13 protein-coding genes are annotated in these 15,332 nt (G+C 70.3%); 7 read left to right on the forward strand and 6 right to left on the reverse strand.

Features of this window, described 5'->3' with window-relative positions:
- Window positions 1-11 precede the first annotated feature (11 nt).
- Both ACPYN9_RS10245 and ACPYN9_RS10250 read right to left on the reverse strand, forming a co-directional pair.
- The gene (locus tag ACPYN9_RS10245; RefSeq protein WP_424466259.1) at window positions 12-587 is read right to left on the reverse strand and encodes a MarR family winged helix-turn-helix transcriptional regulator; all 576 of its coding nucleotides are present in this window, start codon (window positions 585-587) and stop codon (window positions 12-14) included.
- A 160-nt stretch (window positions 588-747) separates the two neighbouring features.
- Window positions 748-2,331: an AAA family ATPase gene (locus ACPYN9_RS10250; RefSeq protein WP_424466260.1), complete on the reverse strand. Its 1,584-nt coding sequence runs from the start codon at window positions 2,329-2,331 to the stop codon at window positions 748-750.
- 186 nt (window positions 2,332-2,517) lie between these two features.
- On the opposite strand from ACPYN9_RS10250, the gene ACPYN9_RS10255 reads away from it, so the two are divergent.
- From ACPYN9_RS10255 to ACPYN9_RS10270, 4 genes are all read left to right on the forward strand, one after another.
- On the forward strand, window positions 2,518-3,888 hold the full coding sequence (locus ACPYN9_RS10255) for an NAD-dependent succinate-semialdehyde dehydrogenase (RefSeq protein ID WP_424466262.1): 1,371 nt from the start codon (window positions 2,518-2,520) through the stop codon (window positions 3,886-3,888).
- A 237-nt stretch (window positions 3,889-4,125) separates the two neighbouring features.
- A complete protein-coding gene (locus tag ACPYN9_RS10260; RefSeq protein ID WP_424466263.1) occupies window positions 4,126-4,785 on the forward strand; it encodes a response regulator transcription factor in 660 nt (219 codons plus the stop codon).
- A gap of 12 nt (window positions 4,786-4,797) precedes the next feature.
- Window positions 4,798-6,963 (forward strand): hypothetical protein, encoded by a 2,166-nt coding sequence (locus ACPYN9_RS10265; RefSeq protein ID WP_424466265.1) that lies wholly within the window; start codon window positions 4,798-4,800, stop codon window positions 6,961-6,963.
- Between the two features lie 39 nt (window positions 6,964-7,002).
- A complete protein-coding gene (locus ACPYN9_RS10270) occupies window positions 7,003-8,109 on the forward strand; it encodes an AAA family ATPase (RefSeq protein ID WP_424466267.1) in 1,107 nt (368 codons plus the stop codon).
- A 9-nt stretch (window positions 8,110-8,118) separates the two neighbouring features.
- Here ACPYN9_RS10270 and ACPYN9_RS10275 read toward each other — a convergent pair whose 3' ends face one another.
- On the reverse strand, window positions 8,119-9,795 hold the full coding sequence (locus ACPYN9_RS10275; protein WP_424466268.1) for a bifunctional 3'-5' exonuclease/DNA polymerase: 1,677 nt from the start codon (window positions 9,793-9,795) through the stop codon (window positions 8,119-8,121).
- Between the two features lie 110 nt (window positions 9,796-9,905).
- On the opposite strand from ACPYN9_RS10275, the gene ACPYN9_RS10280 reads away from it, so the two are divergent.
- Both ACPYN9_RS10280 and ACPYN9_RS10285 read left to right on the forward strand, forming a co-directional pair.
- The gene (locus ACPYN9_RS10280) at window positions 9,906-10,547 is read left to right on the forward strand and encodes an SRPBCC domain-containing protein (protein WP_424466270.1); all 642 of its coding nucleotides are present in this window, start codon (window positions 9,906-9,908) and stop codon (window positions 10,545-10,547) included.
- A 69-nt stretch (window positions 10,548-10,616) separates the two neighbouring features.
- On the forward strand, window positions 10,617-11,627 hold the full coding sequence (locus ACPYN9_RS10285) for an LLM class flavin-dependent oxidoreductase (protein WP_424466272.1): 1,011 nt from the start codon (window positions 10,617-10,619) through the stop codon (window positions 11,625-11,627).
- Between the two features lie 27 nt (window positions 11,628-11,654).
- Here ACPYN9_RS10285 and ACPYN9_RS10290 read toward each other — a convergent pair whose 3' ends face one another.
- Complete coding sequence (locus ACPYN9_RS10290; protein ID WP_424466274.1) at window positions 11,655-11,936, reverse strand: hypothetical protein; 282 nt, start codon at window positions 11,934-11,936, stop codon at window positions 11,655-11,657.
- A gap of 128 nt (window positions 11,937-12,064) precedes the next feature.
- On the opposite strand from ACPYN9_RS10290, the gene ACPYN9_RS10295 reads away from it, so the two are divergent.
- Entirely contained in the window at window positions 12,065-12,598 is a 534-nt protein-coding gene (locus ACPYN9_RS10295; protein WP_424466275.1) for an SRPBCC family protein, read from the forward strand.
- Between the two features lie 150 nt (window positions 12,599-12,748).
- Here the strand turns inward: ACPYN9_RS10295 and ACPYN9_RS10300 are convergent, their stop codons facing one another.
- Window positions 12,749-14,215, reverse strand: a complete 1,467-nt coding sequence (locus ACPYN9_RS10300) for an ice-binding family protein (protein WP_424466277.1) — start codon at window positions 14,213-14,215, stop codon at window positions 12,749-12,751.
- Window positions 14,216-14,344: 129 nt separating this feature from the next.
- Entirely contained in the window at window positions 14,345-15,262 is a 918-nt protein-coding gene (locus ACPYN9_RS10305) for a LysR family transcriptional regulator ArgP (RefSeq protein WP_424466279.1), read from the reverse strand.
- Window positions 15,263-15,332: the final 70 nt, after the last annotated feature.

The following is a 15,332-nucleotide window of genomic DNA, read 5'->3' on the forward strand; positions in this document are numbered from 1 at the left end:
ACCCGGCGTCGCTACGCGCGCGCGGCGAGTGCGGGCTCCCCGCCCGCCTGCGGCTGCTCGCCTGCTGCCTCGTGCTCACCACCGTGCGTGGACGACGGAGCCTCGACCGAGCTGACCATACCGGTGAGGAACTTAGCGACCCCGTCGAGCTCCTGCGTGGTGAGGGAGTCGACAACAGCGATCATCCGCTGATGCATGAGGCCGAGCGTCTCGCGGACCTCCTTATCGGACTCCCCCGTCGGCGCGATGATCGACGCCCGCCGGTCAGTGGGGTGCGGTCGCCGCTCGACGTGCCCGCTCTTCACAAGCCGATCGACGAGCCCGGTCACCGATGCCGACGAGATGTTGAGCCGCTCGCCGAGGTCCTTCTGCATCACGATCTGACCCCGACGCTGCTGCTGCAACAGGAACCGCAGCGCGATGAGGTCGTTCTCGTTCATGCGCATGGACGACCTCGTCCTGGCGCGCATCTTCGCCTCCGCTTCGCGGTACTCCCTGAGCAGGTTGAGCACGTCGACCGAGGTCGCGTGCTCGCCACCCGACGGGTACCAGTAGCCGGATGAGCGCTCGGCAGGCTTCTGCGCCATGATCCTCCTCGGCCTGGCACTCCACACGCCAGGAAACTAGTTCAATAAACTAGCAAAGGTGGATGCGTCTTCGGGGGCGAAAACACAGATCGGTCACCGTGATGATCGTTTTCTGTCGAACGCGTCCGGGCGACACCCGCAGGCCTCACCGATCGCCCCCTCAGTCGCTCTTCGCGTCGGGGTCACCGGCGTACGGTCGGTACACGTCACCGGTCTCCGCGACCTCCGCGGTCCAGCCGAAGGTCGACGTCGCGCTGAGCGGCACGTACGACCCATCGAAGCTGGTGGCATCTGTGCCCTCCGTGAGGGCCGCCGCCGCCTTGGTCCCCATTGCGCCGGCGGGGTCGCCGCCTCCCTCGTCGCCCGCATCCGGTTCGCTGCCATCGCCGAGCAGACGCCGGGTGAGCGCCGACTGCGCAGACAGCAAGTCGTCGAGCTCGGACAGCAGGCTGGCGTCGTCGGGCTCGACCCCGTGCCTGGCCGCGGCGAGCACGGCTCGCCGCACGAGCTCCTTCGCGAAAGAGCCCGTGGTCTGCTCGGCCCGCGACGAGGCCTCCATGAGCGCCTTTTGACTGAACGGCAGTCCCGCAGCGTACTTCTCGAGGAGCCGGAACCGCTCGGGTCCGCCGGGAAGCCCGATCTCGACGGCGAGGTCGACTCGGCCGGGACGTGACACGAGCGCACGTTCGAGCACCTGCACCCGGTTGGTCGTCATGATGAAGGCCACGTCGGCGTCCCCGTCGAGCCCGTCGAGCGCGTCGAGCACCTCGAAGAGGAGCGGCTGGGGCGAGGAGTGACGCTCCATAGCGACGAGGTCGATGTCCTCGAGCACGACGATCGACGGCTGCAGGGTGCGTGCCAACTCGGCCGCCGCCGAGATGTGCTGGATGCTCGACCCGGTCAGCAGCACGGCCGTCACGCCCTCGGTTCGGCTCAGCAGGTGCCTGACCGTGAGCGTCTTGCCGGTTCCCGGAGGGCCGTACAGCAGGACGCCCCGCTTCAGGTGCTGACCGGCAGCGAGCAGCGTCTCGCGCTGACGGCCGATCTCGATGACGTGCGCGGCGATCGACTCCAGTACGCCGTACGGCAGGATCACGTCGCTCTCGCTGACGTTCGGACGCTCGAGGAAGGACGCGCCCGCATCCATCCGGAAGTCGCTGCTCTCGAACGCCAGCACCTTGCCTCGCAGCACGCTGCGCTCGACCATGAGCGCGCGGACCTCGCTGAGGAGGGCGGAGACCAGTGACGGGTCGGCGGCGGTGAGCACCTCGAGTTGCCCCTGGGGACGGCCCATGTCAGGTCGGGCCGCGCGCTGCATGACGACGACGCGAGCGCCCCGGTAGGTGAAGAGGCGTGCCCCGAAGCTCACGACCTGCCTCGTCGAGCTCGGCCCGGTCGCCTTCTCCGCGAACTCAGCCGGCCCCGCTTTGAAGGGCATGTGGGGACTCGAGATGAGCTCCGCGAGGCCAGCGTGCGCGTGCGCTGACCCGCCGGCGACCCCGATCAGGCTCGCCTCGCCACGGTTCGCGACGTCTTCGAGGGCAATGTCGGCATCGACGATGCGGTAGCTCGCGAACTCCTCGACGACTACCGGGATCTCCTCGGCATCTCGACCGAGGAACCCGCTGAGCTCGTCCCCGAACGGCGTGCGCTGCGCAGCGTGCTCGGCCGGCAACGCGTTGACGCGATCGAGGAAGCGCCTGAAGGACCGCAGAAACTCGTCGTCGTGGTGCGTCTCGCTCATGTCATCCCCTTACCGGCGGGCGCATCCCACCGAACGAGAGCCTAGAACGGCGCCGCTCGGTGCGCACTCCGTAAATAAACGATATTCAGTTAATTCGGCCCGGACCCTGGGTTTCCAAGGCCGCATCTCCTAGGCTTCACCCAATCGCGCGATGTTGCGCGCACGCATCCAATGTCTGGAGTGAGTTTGAGCACCTACGTAGTTGTGAACCCAGCGACCGGCGAGCAGGGCGAGGAATTCCCGCTCGTCACCGCCGACGGCATCGAGACGGCACTGCAGAGCGTCGACACTGCGTACCGAACCTGGTCGAAGCCCAGCACCGTCGCGGAGCGAGCGGCGCTCATGAGCCGCGCCGCCGAACTGCACCGCGAGCGCCGCGAGGAGCTCGCCGAGATCATCACCCGCGAGATGGGCAAGCCCATCGAGCAGTCGTACGGTGAGGTCGACTTCAGCGCCGACATCCTCCAGTACTACGCCGACAACGCGGAGGAGTTCCTGAAGGACGCCCCGATCGAGCTGCTTGGAGGTGAGGGCACGGCCCTCATCCGCCGCACCGCGATCGGCCCACTGCTCGGCATCATGCCGTGGAACTTCCCGTACTACCAGGTCGCCCGCTTCGCTGGCCCGAACCTCGTCCTCGGCAACCCGATTCTGCTGAAGCACGCAGGCCAATGCCCCGAGTCAGCCTCGGCGCTCGAGCAGATCTTCGCCGACGCCGGCTTCCCGCAGGGGGCCTACGTCAACATCTTCGCCACGAACGAACAGATCGCCGACATCATCGCCGACGACCGCATCCACGGCGTCTCCCTCACCGGGTCGGAGCGCGCGGGCGCGGCCGTCGCCGAGATCGCGGGCCGCAACCTGAAGAAGGTCGTGCTGGAGCTCGGCGGGTCCGACCCGTTCATCCTGCTCAGCACAGACAGCGTCGACGAGGCCGTCGAAGCCGCCGTCGCAGCACGCCTCGACAACTCGGGGCAGGCCTGCAACGGGGCGAAGCGCATGATCGTCATCGACTCGCTCTACGACGAGTTCGCGGAGAAGTTCACGGCCGCGATGACCGCCGTCGCCCCCGTCGACCCGACGAAGGACGACGCGGAGCTCGGGCCCCTCTCGTCGGCCCCTGCCACGAAGAACCTGGCCGAGCAGGTCGAGCGGGCAGTCGCCCAGGGTGCTCAGCTGCTCGCCGGCGGCGGCCACAACGGCAACTTCTTCGAGTCGACCGTGCTCGCGGGCGTCACGCCGGACAACGACGCCTACACCGAGGAGTTCTTCGGCCCCGTCGCCGCCCTCTACAAGGTCAGCAGCGAGGAGGAAGCGATCGAGCTCGCGAACGCCACGCCCTTCGGCCTCGGCTCGTACCTCTTCACGACCGACCAGGAGCAGGCGCAGCGCGTCGCGGACGCCATCGAGGCCGGCATGGTCTACATCAACGGCGTGGGCCTCGACAGCCCCGAGCTGCCGTTCGGCGGCGTGAAGCGCTCGGGCTTCGGCCGGGAGCTCGGCTCGCTCGGCATCGAGGAGTTCGTCAACAAGAAGCTCATCCGTCAAGTCAAGTAGCGCGCCGGCGTCACGCCTGCGACCGCTCAACAACGAGAAGCGCGGCACCACTTCCCCCGAAGCGGTGCCGCGCTGTTCTCCCCCCTGCACAAGCGCTCCCCCGAACGCGTTTGCATCGCGCCATGGGCGCGCTGCAGTGCATGTACTCACCCAACCATTTGGTAGACACGGTCCGGTATCCCCCACAGTGGGGATCTTCCACCTTTCCGGCCACTGGCTGCGACATAGGATCGGAACGTGCCAACGACCCACAGTCCGATCGTCAGAGTCGGCGTCGTCGACGACCACGAGGTCGTCCGACAAGGGCTCGAGATGCACTTCTCCGCCAGCCCGAGCATCGGCGTCGCAGCCCACGGGCCGACGGCGCGCAGCCTCGCCTCGATGCCGCTCGACGTCGTGCTGCTCGATCTGCGGCTCGGTGACGGCAGTAGCGTCGCGGAGAACGTCGCGACGCTGGCGCCCACTGGGGCCGAGGTGATCGCCTACACGTCCGGCAAGAATCCGGACAGCGTGCGCGCCGCAGCCCGCGCCAACGTCGCGGGGATGATCAGGAAGTCCGAGCCCCTCGCGACCCTCGTCGAGGCGATCCTGCTCGTACACGCCGGGGAGACCCTCGGCACGCCCGAGTGGGCCTCGGCGATCTCGAGCGACCCTGAGCTGCCAGCCGCGCATCTCTCGCCTCGAGAAGTCGAGGTGCTCGAGCTCTACGCTGCCGGGCTCCCCGCCTCCGACGTCGCCGCCACCCTCTTCATCTCACGGGCGACGGTCGCGGACCATGTCAAGCACATCCGACGCAAGTACCGCACGGTCGGCCGCGGCGCATCCACCAAGCTCGATCTCTTCCACCGAGCCGTCGAGGACGGCTACCTCGATCCCCCCGCGCCGGGCCCAGAGTAGTCTCGCGGCACGATGCGCTCCCGGTCCTCCGTCTTCCTCACGCGGCTCGCCAACGTCGCATCGCTTGCCCTCGCGGTGCAACTCGCGATGAGCACCCCCGCCATGCTGACGCAGGCACCGTTGTGGCTCAACGTGCTGCTGGCGGCCGTGGTCGGCGGCGCTGTGGCGTCGTTCTCGATGCGCGCGCCTCGGCAGGCGCCGTGGCTGCGGGATGCCCTGCTCGTCTCGCTCTGCCTGCTCCAGCAGGGACTGTGGCTCGTCTTCGCGCCGAGCGAGCTCGCCTCGACACTGCCGTGGAGCTGGGCCGTCTGGCTGAGCGCCTCGATCGTCGTCACCTTCCGACACGGCAGGTGGGCGGGGGTGCTCTGCGCCGCGCTCGGCATCCTGAGCTACCCGCTGTCGCTGCTCGCGGCGGGTGGCCTGGCCGACACGAGTACGGTGGCGCTCCTGGTGCCCTTGTTCCTTGCACCGATCCCGCCGGTGTTCGACCAGCTGCGGAGCGAGCTCGACGCGCTCCGCGCCGCCACGATCTCGGGTGCCACGGCGACCGCCTCGGCCAGCAACGCGTCGGAGCGGATGCGCTCGAGGCTGCAGTCGCGCCAGGACTTCGCCGCGTTCGTCCACGACGACGTGCTCGGGACGCTCGCCGCCGCCGCGAACTCCGGCGGCAGGGTCTCCGACGACCTTCGCGGGCTCGCGGGGCGGGCGCTGGCAGGGCTCCGCGCAGACCCGGAGGGCGACGCGCGGCCGCCTGTCGCACTGCGCGAACTCGGCGAACAGCTCGAGGCGGTCGCGCGGCGGTCCGGCGCCTCCTGGCAGCTGTCCGTGCCGCGCAGCGCGATGCAGACCCTGCCGGCACACATTGCGAAGGACCTCACCTCCGCCTTCGAGCAGGCGGCCCAGAACTCCGCGGTCTACGCGGGCTCAGCAGCGGCGAGGGGCGTCACACGTTCGGCCAGCCTCACTGCCTGGGGCGACACCGTCGAGCTGCGGTACCGCGACACCGGGCCCGGGTTCGTTTTGGCAGACGTGCCTGAGGATCGCCTCGGGCTTCGGGGGAGCATCCTGAATCGGGTCGAACAGCATCCTGGCGCGACGGCGACCGTCGACACGACGCCCGGGGTGGGAACGACCGTCACGCTGCGCTGGGTGTCCGGGCGGGCCGTCAGCGCCTCCACACCCCGGCAACCCGCGTCGCCGGTCACGAGAGACCGTGGCGGAGCGAGCGCGCTGCTGGCCTTCTGGGCCATCGGCGTCGTCATCAGCCTCACGACCCTCGAGGTGCAGGCGCACCCGCTGTGGACCGTGACCGCAAACATCCTCGTCGGGGCGGCGGCGGCCAGCCTGGCCCTCGGCATGCGGTTGACAATGCCCCTGACCTGGTGCGTCGCCTCCCTGCCCCTCGTGACGTCGTTTCTGCTTCTCCCACAGGCGACCCCCGACATGCCGAAGTGGCAGTTCACGCTCGATGTGGCCTCGTTGCTCTGCGCCTACCTGATCGTCAGGGGCCGCGTGCTCCCCGGCCTCATCGGCTTCGCCAGCATGGGTGCCGTCGGCCTGGGCTGGGCCTGGCACCACGGCGGCTTCCACACCCTGCAGGGTCCGCGCTGGTTGCCAACGATCATGATCGGCGTTGCGCTGATCTGGTGGTGGCGGCTGCGGCAGGAGAGCGACGCCGTGGCCGCCCTGCGCCGAGACGAGGCGCGGGCGCTGCAGCAGATTCAGGCGGCCTCCGTCGCCCTCGAGACCGTCGAGCAGGAACGTGAGTGGGTGGCCGGGGCCGCCCGTTCGGTGCTGCAGCAGATCGTCACGGCCACGGCGCTCAGCCCAGCGCAGCTGGACGCCGCGAGCCAGGCGGAGGCACGCATCCGCGACCGGATGCGCTCGCCGGTGCTGGCGACCGGAGACCTCGCGCTCGCGGTGGACGCCGCTCGCGGGCGAGGCGTCAGCGTCACCCTGCTCGACGACGCTTCCGAAACCGGGGCGCTCTCGCCCGCGACGATCGAGCAGATCGCAGCCCACCTCGCTGAAGCGGAAGGAGGCGACGTTGTGACCGTCCGCCGGGCGCACGCTCCCCTGCAGGTCCAGATCAACGACGACACACCGACCCGCGGAGCCCGCGTCTCCGTCTTCGTGCAGCGCGCCACGACGCGCAGCACGCTGCACTTCGTGAGTTGAACGCCGCGGAATGTCGGCGGGGACCTCTAGCGTGAGCTCATGCTTGAACTCCTCGCCGTCGAGAACTACCGGTCCATCAAGAGCGTGACGGTCGGGCTGGAGCGGCTGAACGTCATCACGGGCGCAAACGGCAGCGGAAAGTCGAACCTCTACCGATCGCTGCGGCTGCTGCACGACATCATCCGAGAGGGCGCCCTCTCGTCGCTGGCGATGGAGGGTGGCCTGAGCGCGGCCCTGCACGCCGCCGAGCGGACGCGGGGGCAGCAGGTCACGCTCAAGCTCGGCCTGCGCACCTCGGGGCTCTCGTATGCGATCGACCTCGGCATCCCCGTCATCTCGGACTTCCCGTTCGACCCGGTCGTCAAGAGCGAGCTCGTCTGGTCTGGCGAGCTGCTGCGCCCCTCGACGACGCTTGTGGAGCGGCGCGGCAACCTGGTCAAGGTGCGCGACGCCGACTTCAGGCTGGTGCGCGCCGAGTGGAGTGTGCGCGACGCGGAGTCGATGCTCGCGACGCTCGCCGATCCGTCGACGGCGCCCGAGCTGTACGCGCTGCGCGAGTCGGCGCGCGGCTGGCGGTTCCTCGACTACCTCCGCACCGACGCGGCGGCGCCGGCGAGGCTGCCGAGTCCCGCGACCTTCACGCCCGTGCTACCGGACGACGGCTCACGTCTGCCGGCCGCGGTTGCGACGGTGCAGCGCGTCGGCAACGCGAAGGCGTTCCACGCCGCCATCGATGCGGCGTTCCCAGGCTCACGCGTCGGCATCGCGGAAGACGAGTCGGGCATGGCCAGGCTCGTTATGTCTCAGCCGGGCCTCGCGAGGTCGTTGGATGCGCGCGAGCTGTCCGACGGCACGCTCCGCATGATCCTGCTCGCGACAGCACTGCTGTCGCCCCGCATGCCGGAGCTACTGGTGCTCAACGAGCCCGAGGCGAGCCTGCACCCGAGCCTTCTGCCGACGCTGGCCGGGCTGATCAATCGCGCGGCGGAGCACACACAGGTCATCGTGGTCACGCACGCTCAGACGCTCGTGGACGAGCTGCGAGCCGAGGCGAACATCATCGAGCTCGAGAAGGAAGTGGGCTCCACGAGCATCCGCGGGCAATTGCAGTTCGAGGGGCCGAACTGGGTGTGGCCGAAGCGCTGAGTACCGCCGCTACTTCGCCTCGCCGTAACTGTCGACGACGTGCGCGACGACGGGGAACGTGACCTGGCTCCCCGCGAAGAGCAGCCGCCCTGCCTCAGCGGCCGCGGCGACGACTTCTGCGGCGGCGAGCTCGGCGAGCTCGGCGGGCGCGTGCACGACGACCTCGTCGTGCAGGAAGTAGGCGAGGTGGGGGCTCTGCTCGAGCGGCGCGTCGACGACGGTGCCCGCGCGTCCTCCGCTCGGGTCTCCCAGCCGTGCCAGGCGCTGCCTGATGCCCGCCATCCAGGTGAGCGCCCACTCGGCTGCCGTGCCCTGCACGATGAAGTTGCGCGTGAAGCGACCGAAGTCGCGAGGCGAGAACTCGGCGGGTGGCCACGGCGAGGTGCGCCCGAGCCAGGTTTGCACTTGCTCGCCGCGCTCCCCCGACCTCGCCGCGGACGCGACGAGCGCCATGGCGCGCGGGTACGCGCGTTCGAGGCCGGGCAGCAGCACGGCGCTCTGGCCGCTGGTCGCGCCGTACATGGCGCCGAGCATCGCGACCTTCGCACTGTCGCGGTCGGGCACGACCCCCTTGTCGACGAAGGCCGTGTACATGTCGCGCTGGGCGCCGGCGCGGGCCATTGCCTCATCGCCGCTCATGGCTGCGAGGATGCGCGGCTCGAGCTGCGCCGCGTCGGCCACGATGAGCTTCCAGCCGCGGTCGGCGACGACGGCGCTGCGGACCTCCTTCGGGAGCTGCATCGCCCCTCCGCCGCTGGTGGCCCAGCGGCCCGTGACGACGCCGCCCGGCACGTAGTCGGGGCGGAAGCGGCCGCCGCGAATCCACTCGTCGCGCCACGTCCATCCGTTCGCCGTGAAGAGGCGATGGAGGCGCTTGTAGTGCAGCAGGGCGTCGACCACCGGGTGCTCCTTGCCCCACAGCTCCCACTTGCTGGTGCTCGCCACGTCGAGCCCGGCACGGCGAAGCGCGGCGAGGAGGTCTTTCGGCGAGTCGACGTTGAGGGTCGGCTCGCCGAGGGTGGCCCGGACGGCGGAGGCCGCCGCCTCGAGCTTCGAGGGGCGGCCTGCCGCGCCCCTCGCCCCGAGCGCCTCCACGAGCACCTGCTCGTGCCGCTCGACGCTGAAGGGCATGCCCGCCGCCCGGAGCTCGGCGGCGACGAGCGCGCCGGCGCTCTCGACGCTCACGAGGAAGGACAGGGCCCCTCGGCGGCCGCTCTGCTGGTCGGCGGCGGCGATGGCGGCGAGCTGCGCTTCGAAGAGCTCGCGCGTCGCCTCGGGGGTGCCCGGATGCTCGGCGTCGAGGTCGAAGAGCCCCTCGCCGGGCTGCGCGCCGCCCCGCGCGTCCGCGACGTCGAAGCGGGCGTCGAGGTAGCCGGCGGTGATGAGGATGCGCCCGGCCAGGCGAAGGTCGTGGCACCGGCCGACGCGCACCCCGTGGGCGAGGAGCCGCGGCACGATGTCCTGGCTGTTCCATACCCAGCGGATGGGGTCGCCGGGTGGGGCCGTGCGCTCACGCTCGGAGACGTGCTGCGCGAGCCCGACGATGTCGGGGACGGTGGTGACTGTCGGGGTGGTGACTGTCGGGGTGTTGGCGGACTCGGACCGGGATGCGCCGCCCGCCTGCGGCTCCAGGCGCACCTCGTCGAGCGCGAAGCCGCGCTCGAGCGACGTGACCAGGATGTGCATCCGTTCATTGTGGGGCAGACCACCGACACGACGTGACCGGCGCGGGTCTGAGGCGGTGGCAATTCCCCGGGTATGCGGTGTTCCACAAGAAGCGCGAGCATCCTTGGGCCATGGAAACGAAACCGGTAGCCCCCGCCGGAGCGTCAACCGAGAGCCTCGAGACCGTCACGCGCAGCGTCGCGCGAGATGGCACGAGCTACGTCGTCACGCTCGAGCGCATCTTCCCGAACTCGTCGGCCGCGATCTGGTCGTCCTGCACGACGCCGGACGGACTTGTCCGCTGGTTCGAGCCCCTCGAGGGGCAGCTCCTGCGCGGCGGGAGGTACCGACTGACCGCGAGCGGAACTTCCGGCACCATCGAGCGCTGCGAGCCGCACCGCGAGCTGCAGGTGACCTGGGAGTACGACGGTGATCTCAGCCACGTCGGCCTGACCCTCGAGCCGACTGCCTCAGGCACCCGGCTCTCGCTGCGGCACGTGGTGCCCGATAACGAGCACTGGGCGCAGTACGGTCCCGCCGCCACGGGCATCGGCTGGGACGGCGCGCTCACGGCCCTCGCGCTCGCGCTCGGCGACGACGACGTGGACGTGCAGTCAGTCATGGCAGCGTTCAACGAGTCGGACGGGGGGAGGCGCTTCGTGGAGGCCGCGTCGGAGCGGTGGTGCATCGCCCACCTCAGCGCCGGGGCCGACCCCGACGACGCGCACGAGGCGGCGGCGCGCACCGCATCCTTCTACCTCGGCGGCGAGTGACGCCCCTCCCGCGACACGCGATGCTGAGACGCCGGGAACATGCAACCCCGCTCGGCGGTTTCCTTCAAGGTGACTGTTCCTCTCTCAATCCTTGACCTCGCGCCCATCGCCCCCGGACAGACCGTCGGGGAGAGCTTCCAGGCGAGCGTCGAGCTCGCGCAGGCCGCAGAACGCTCCGGCTACCGCCGCGTCTGGTACGCCGAGCACCACAACATGCCAACGATCGCGTCGAGCGCGACGAGCGTGCTCATCGGGCACGTTGCATCGCAGACCTCGACCATCCGACTCGGCGCGGGCGGCGTCATGCTCCCCAACCACTCGCCGCTCGTCATCGCGGAGCAGTTCGGCACCCTCGCGACCCTGTACCCGGGCCGTATCGACCTCGGCCTGGGGCGCGCCCCCGGCAGCGATCAGGCGACGTTCCGGGCCCTGCGCCGCTCGCCGACCTCGTCGAACGAGTTCCCGCAGGACGTGCTCGAGCTGCAGGCGTTCCTGCGCGGCGAGTCCACGATCCCGGGGGTGCAGGCCGTGCCCGGCGGTGGGACGAACGTGCCCCTGTACATCCTCGGCTCCAGCCTCTTCGGGGCGCAGCTCGCGGCGCAGCTGGGGTTGCCGTACGCGTTCGCGTCGCATTTCGCGCCCGACCAGTTGTTCCAGGCGGTCGCGCTGTACCGTGAGCAGTTCCAGCCGTCGGAGCAGCTCGCCGCGCCGCACCTCATCGTGGGGGTCAACGTGGTCGCGGCCGACGATGCGGCGGATGCGCAGGAGCAGTTCACGCGGTCCCGCCGTTCGCGCCTGCGCAGCATCCTGCTCCGCGGCCCGAACTCTGACTTCAGCGACGAGCAGATCGACCAGATCATCGCGAGCCCGCAGGGGCAGCAGATCGCGAACATGATGCGGTACACGGCAGTCGGGACGGGTGCGGAGGTGCGCGACTACCTCACCGAGTTCGCCGAGGCGACGGGCGCGGACGAACTGATCGTCGGGCACGGCGCACTGCAGAGCGCCGACCGCGTCCGTTCGCTCGAGATCACGGCCGACGCGATGCGGCTCACCGAGAGCGCAGTCTCGCCGCGCTGACCCGGCTCGGGGGTTGGAGGCTAGCGGCTAGGGGGCGCGCCGGGCTCCACCGGTTCCACCGGTTCCGTCGTCGTCGGGGTCGCTGGGCAGCACCCCGTCGGCGGTCGCGGCGGCCGCGGATGCGTCGGAAGGCTTGCCGAACGCGAACACGTTCGCGAGTTTCCCGACGGCACCGAGCAGGTCGCCGTGCCCGCTGACCGGCTCGGCTCCGGACTTCTCCTCGCTCGCGCTGAGATCGGCGGGGTCGCCGACGGGGTCGCCCGCTGGCGAGTCCCCGAGGCGTTCGTCGCTGTGCTGGTTGTCTTTCATCGTGGCTCTCCCGGCGTCGGCGTGCGGAGCTGCCCGCAGGGTTCGCCTGCGGAAGTCGTGAAATTCAAGGCAAGCATGCGTTCCTCCGCGTCTCTGGGGAACCGAGCGCGCGCGTGTCACGATGGGGCATGCCCGTCGTCGAGTCCCGTTGCATCGTGCCCGTCAGCCCGGCGGTCGCCTTCGCCGTGTCACAGACCACGGGGCGGGTGCGGATGCGGTGGGATCCGTTCATCCGCCGTCAGCACTTCCTCGACGGGGCCGAACGTCCGGCGAAGGGGGTCCGCACCTTCACGGTGCAGCGCCTGGGGTTCCGCATGGTCAGCGAGTACGTCTCCTACAACCCACCATCGAACGTGGGCATGAAGATGACGAAGGGATCGTGGTTCTTCGAGCGCCTCGGGGGCGGTTGGAGGTTCACGCCAGCGCCAGAGGGCGAGGGCGAGGGCGGGGGCAGGGGCGAGGGCGAATCCGCCGGGCGTCCCGCGACGCTCGCGGTCTGGCGCTACAACTTCGCGTGCAAGCCGAAATGGCTCGCACCCGTCGCCGAACGAATCGGGGCGTTTGTGCTGCAGCGCGACATCGACCGGCGCATCCGCGGGTTCGCCGAGGGATGCGAAGACCCGGTCGTGCTCGCCGCGGTCGGCGGCGAGACGCGCGGCTAACGCGCGCGGCTAGAGCGCGCGACTAACGAGGCGAGCGCCGAAGCGCCTCGGCGGGCACATGGTGTGCACGCCGAGGCGCTTCGGGGCGGAGCTTGTCAGGCCTGGGCCAGGCGCTAGTCAGGCGCTGGTCAGGCGCAGGCCTGGCGCTGATTAGGCGTCGCGGTGGCCGCGTCGACGGAGGCTGGCGATCAGCAGCGTCCCGCCGGCGATCAGGACGGCGGCGCCTCCGATCAGCCACGGGCCGGTGCCGTCGGCGCCGGTCACGGCGAGGTCAGGCGAGCCGGGGGTTCCCGGTGCGGCCGGGGGCACGGTCGAGGTCGAGGTCGGCCCTGCGGTCGAGGTCGATGAAGGCGCGGATGCGCTCGGAGTGACGGTCATTGTCCCAGTGGGCGTCGACGTCGGAGTGACGGTCGGAGTCACGGTGGGTGCCGCTGTCTCGGTCGGCGTGACCGTTGGGGTCGCCGTTTCGGTCGGCGTCACGGTGGGTGTCGCCGTCTGCGTCGGCGTCACCGTCGGAGTCGCTGTCTCGGTCGGCGTCACCGTCGGAGTCGCTGTCTCGGTCGGCGTCACCGTCGGAGTCACGGTGGGTGTCGCCGTCTCGGTCGGTGTCGCCGTGGGGGTCGTCGTCTCGGTGGGCGGCACCGTGGGCGCCGCGGTCTCCGTCGGCCCAGCAGTCTCCGTGGGCGTCGCGGTCTCCGTCGGCCCAGCAGTCACCGTGGGCGTCGCAGTCTCCGTCGGCCCAGCGGTCTCCGTCGGCCCAGCGGTCTCCGTCGGCCCAGCGGTCTCCGTCGGCCCAGCGGTCTCCGTCGGCGGGGTCGTGGTTGCCGGCGGGGTCGTGGTCGCTGTGGGCACGGTCGTCGCGTCCGTCGTGCATTCGCTGTTCGTGAAGGTGTTCGTGTCGAGGGTGACGGAGCCGTTTCTGGCGAGGGCGCGCCCGTCGACCGTTGATCCGGTGTTCACGGTGATGGAGGTGAGGGCGAGGATCGAGCCGACGAAGGTGGTGTTGGTGTCGAGCGTCGCTGAGCTGCCGATCTGCCAGAACACGTTGCACGCCTGGGCTCCGTTGAGGAGCGCAACGGTGCTGTTGGGGGCCGTCGTGAGGGCTGATCCGATTTGGAAGATGAACACCGCGTCGGAGTCGCCTTCCGCGTCGAGCGACAGGGTGCCGGTGATGCCTGCGGTGCTGCTGGCTTCGTAGACGCCTGCCGTGAGGGTCTGCCCGCCGAGGTCGGCGGTGATGGGCGCGTCGTCTGCCTGCCCCGCGAGCGCGTTGTAGGCGGTCGTGACGTCGGCTTGTGCTTGCAGGGAGTTCGCGTCGGTTGCGTGCACGTCGCCGAGCACGATGCCTGGCGGGAAGCCGGTGAGGGCCGTTCCGGGGTTCACACCGAGGTCTCCGCCGAGCTCGCTTGGCCCGGTGTTCGAGACGGCCTGCCCCGCGAGCACCGAGTAGCTCTCGGCGGTGCCGAGGTCGACGGCGGTGCCGATGGCCTGAGCGGGCTGGCTGCCGAGCACCGATGGCAGGAGGGCCGCGATGGCGAAGGCCGACCCGCTGAGCACCACCAGCTGCGTGCGCCGAGGCGACCAGCGGGGTCTGCTGTGGGTGGGGGGATTGGCCATGGGAGCCTCCTATGGGGCTTGGGGCGCGCTGTCTGCGACGGTATGGCGGAGACTATTTGACCGGTGAGGAGACTTTTGGCCCTTGCGCTTGTGGGGTGCGGACCGCAGAGTTGGTCACCGCGTCCGCCGTCAGAGCGCTCGGGACGACGCCTCTGCCACGGCGTGCGCGGCGCGTTCGAGCGCATCCGTGTGCAGCTGCCACTGCTGCCAGAAGAGGGGCACGTCGATCGACGCCCCTGGGTCGATCTCGACGAGCGAATCGCCTTCCTCAAGCTGCTGCTGGGGCACGAGCCCCCACCCGAATCCGAGCCGGATGGCGCGCACGAAGTCGGCTGACGACGGCACGTAGTGGCACGGCGGGACCGTCGGGTCGACGCCGAGGCCGCGCAGGTAGCGGTCCTGGAGTGTGTCGGCACGGTCGAACACGACGACCGGGGCGAGGGTGAGCTCCTGCGCGAGCGTGCGTCCGCCGCCGAACCAGCGCCTCGCGAATTCGGGTGAGGCCATCGGCACGTACCGCATCGCTCCGAGCCGCGTCGAGCTGCAGCCCTGCACGGGCACGGGGTCAGCGGTGATGGCCGCCGTCACGGCGCCCCGCCGCAGCAGCTCGGTCGTCTGCGTCTCGTCGGCTCGGTGCAGGTCGAAGGCGATCTCCCCGGCGAGGGGCGCGAGGGCCGGTAGAAGCCAGGTGGCGAGGGAGTCGGCGTTGACAGCGATCGGCAAGCGTTCGAGCTGGGGCCCGTTGCCGTCCGTGGGTCCACCGGATGCACGCCCCAGGCGGCCGAGGACGCTCGACGCCTCCCTGCCGAGCGCATCCAGCTGCCGTGCGAGGCGCAGCAGCACCTCCCCCGACTCGGTCGGGGTGACCGGCTTGCTGCGTTGCAGCAGCACCCGCCCGGTCTGGCTCTCGAGCGACTTGATGCGCTGGCTGATGGCCGACGGCGTGACCCGCAGCTCGCGGGCAGCGGCTTCGAACGTGCCCGATTCGACGGCGGCGCGAAGGGCCGCGAGGCGCTGCGGGTCGAAGGCCTGCGATGAGCTCAACATGAAGCCATGCTAATGATGCACAAGAAACATAAGCTGGCGTCGTGATGCGCCGCCACAATATCGTCGCCGC

Origin of the sequence: Pseudoclavibacter helvolus, from assembly GCF_049707175.1 — a bacterium.
GTDB classification, from domain to species: domain Bacteria; phylum Actinomycetota; class Actinomycetes; order Actinomycetales; family Microbacteriaceae; genus Pseudoclavibacter; species Pseudoclavibacter helvolus_A.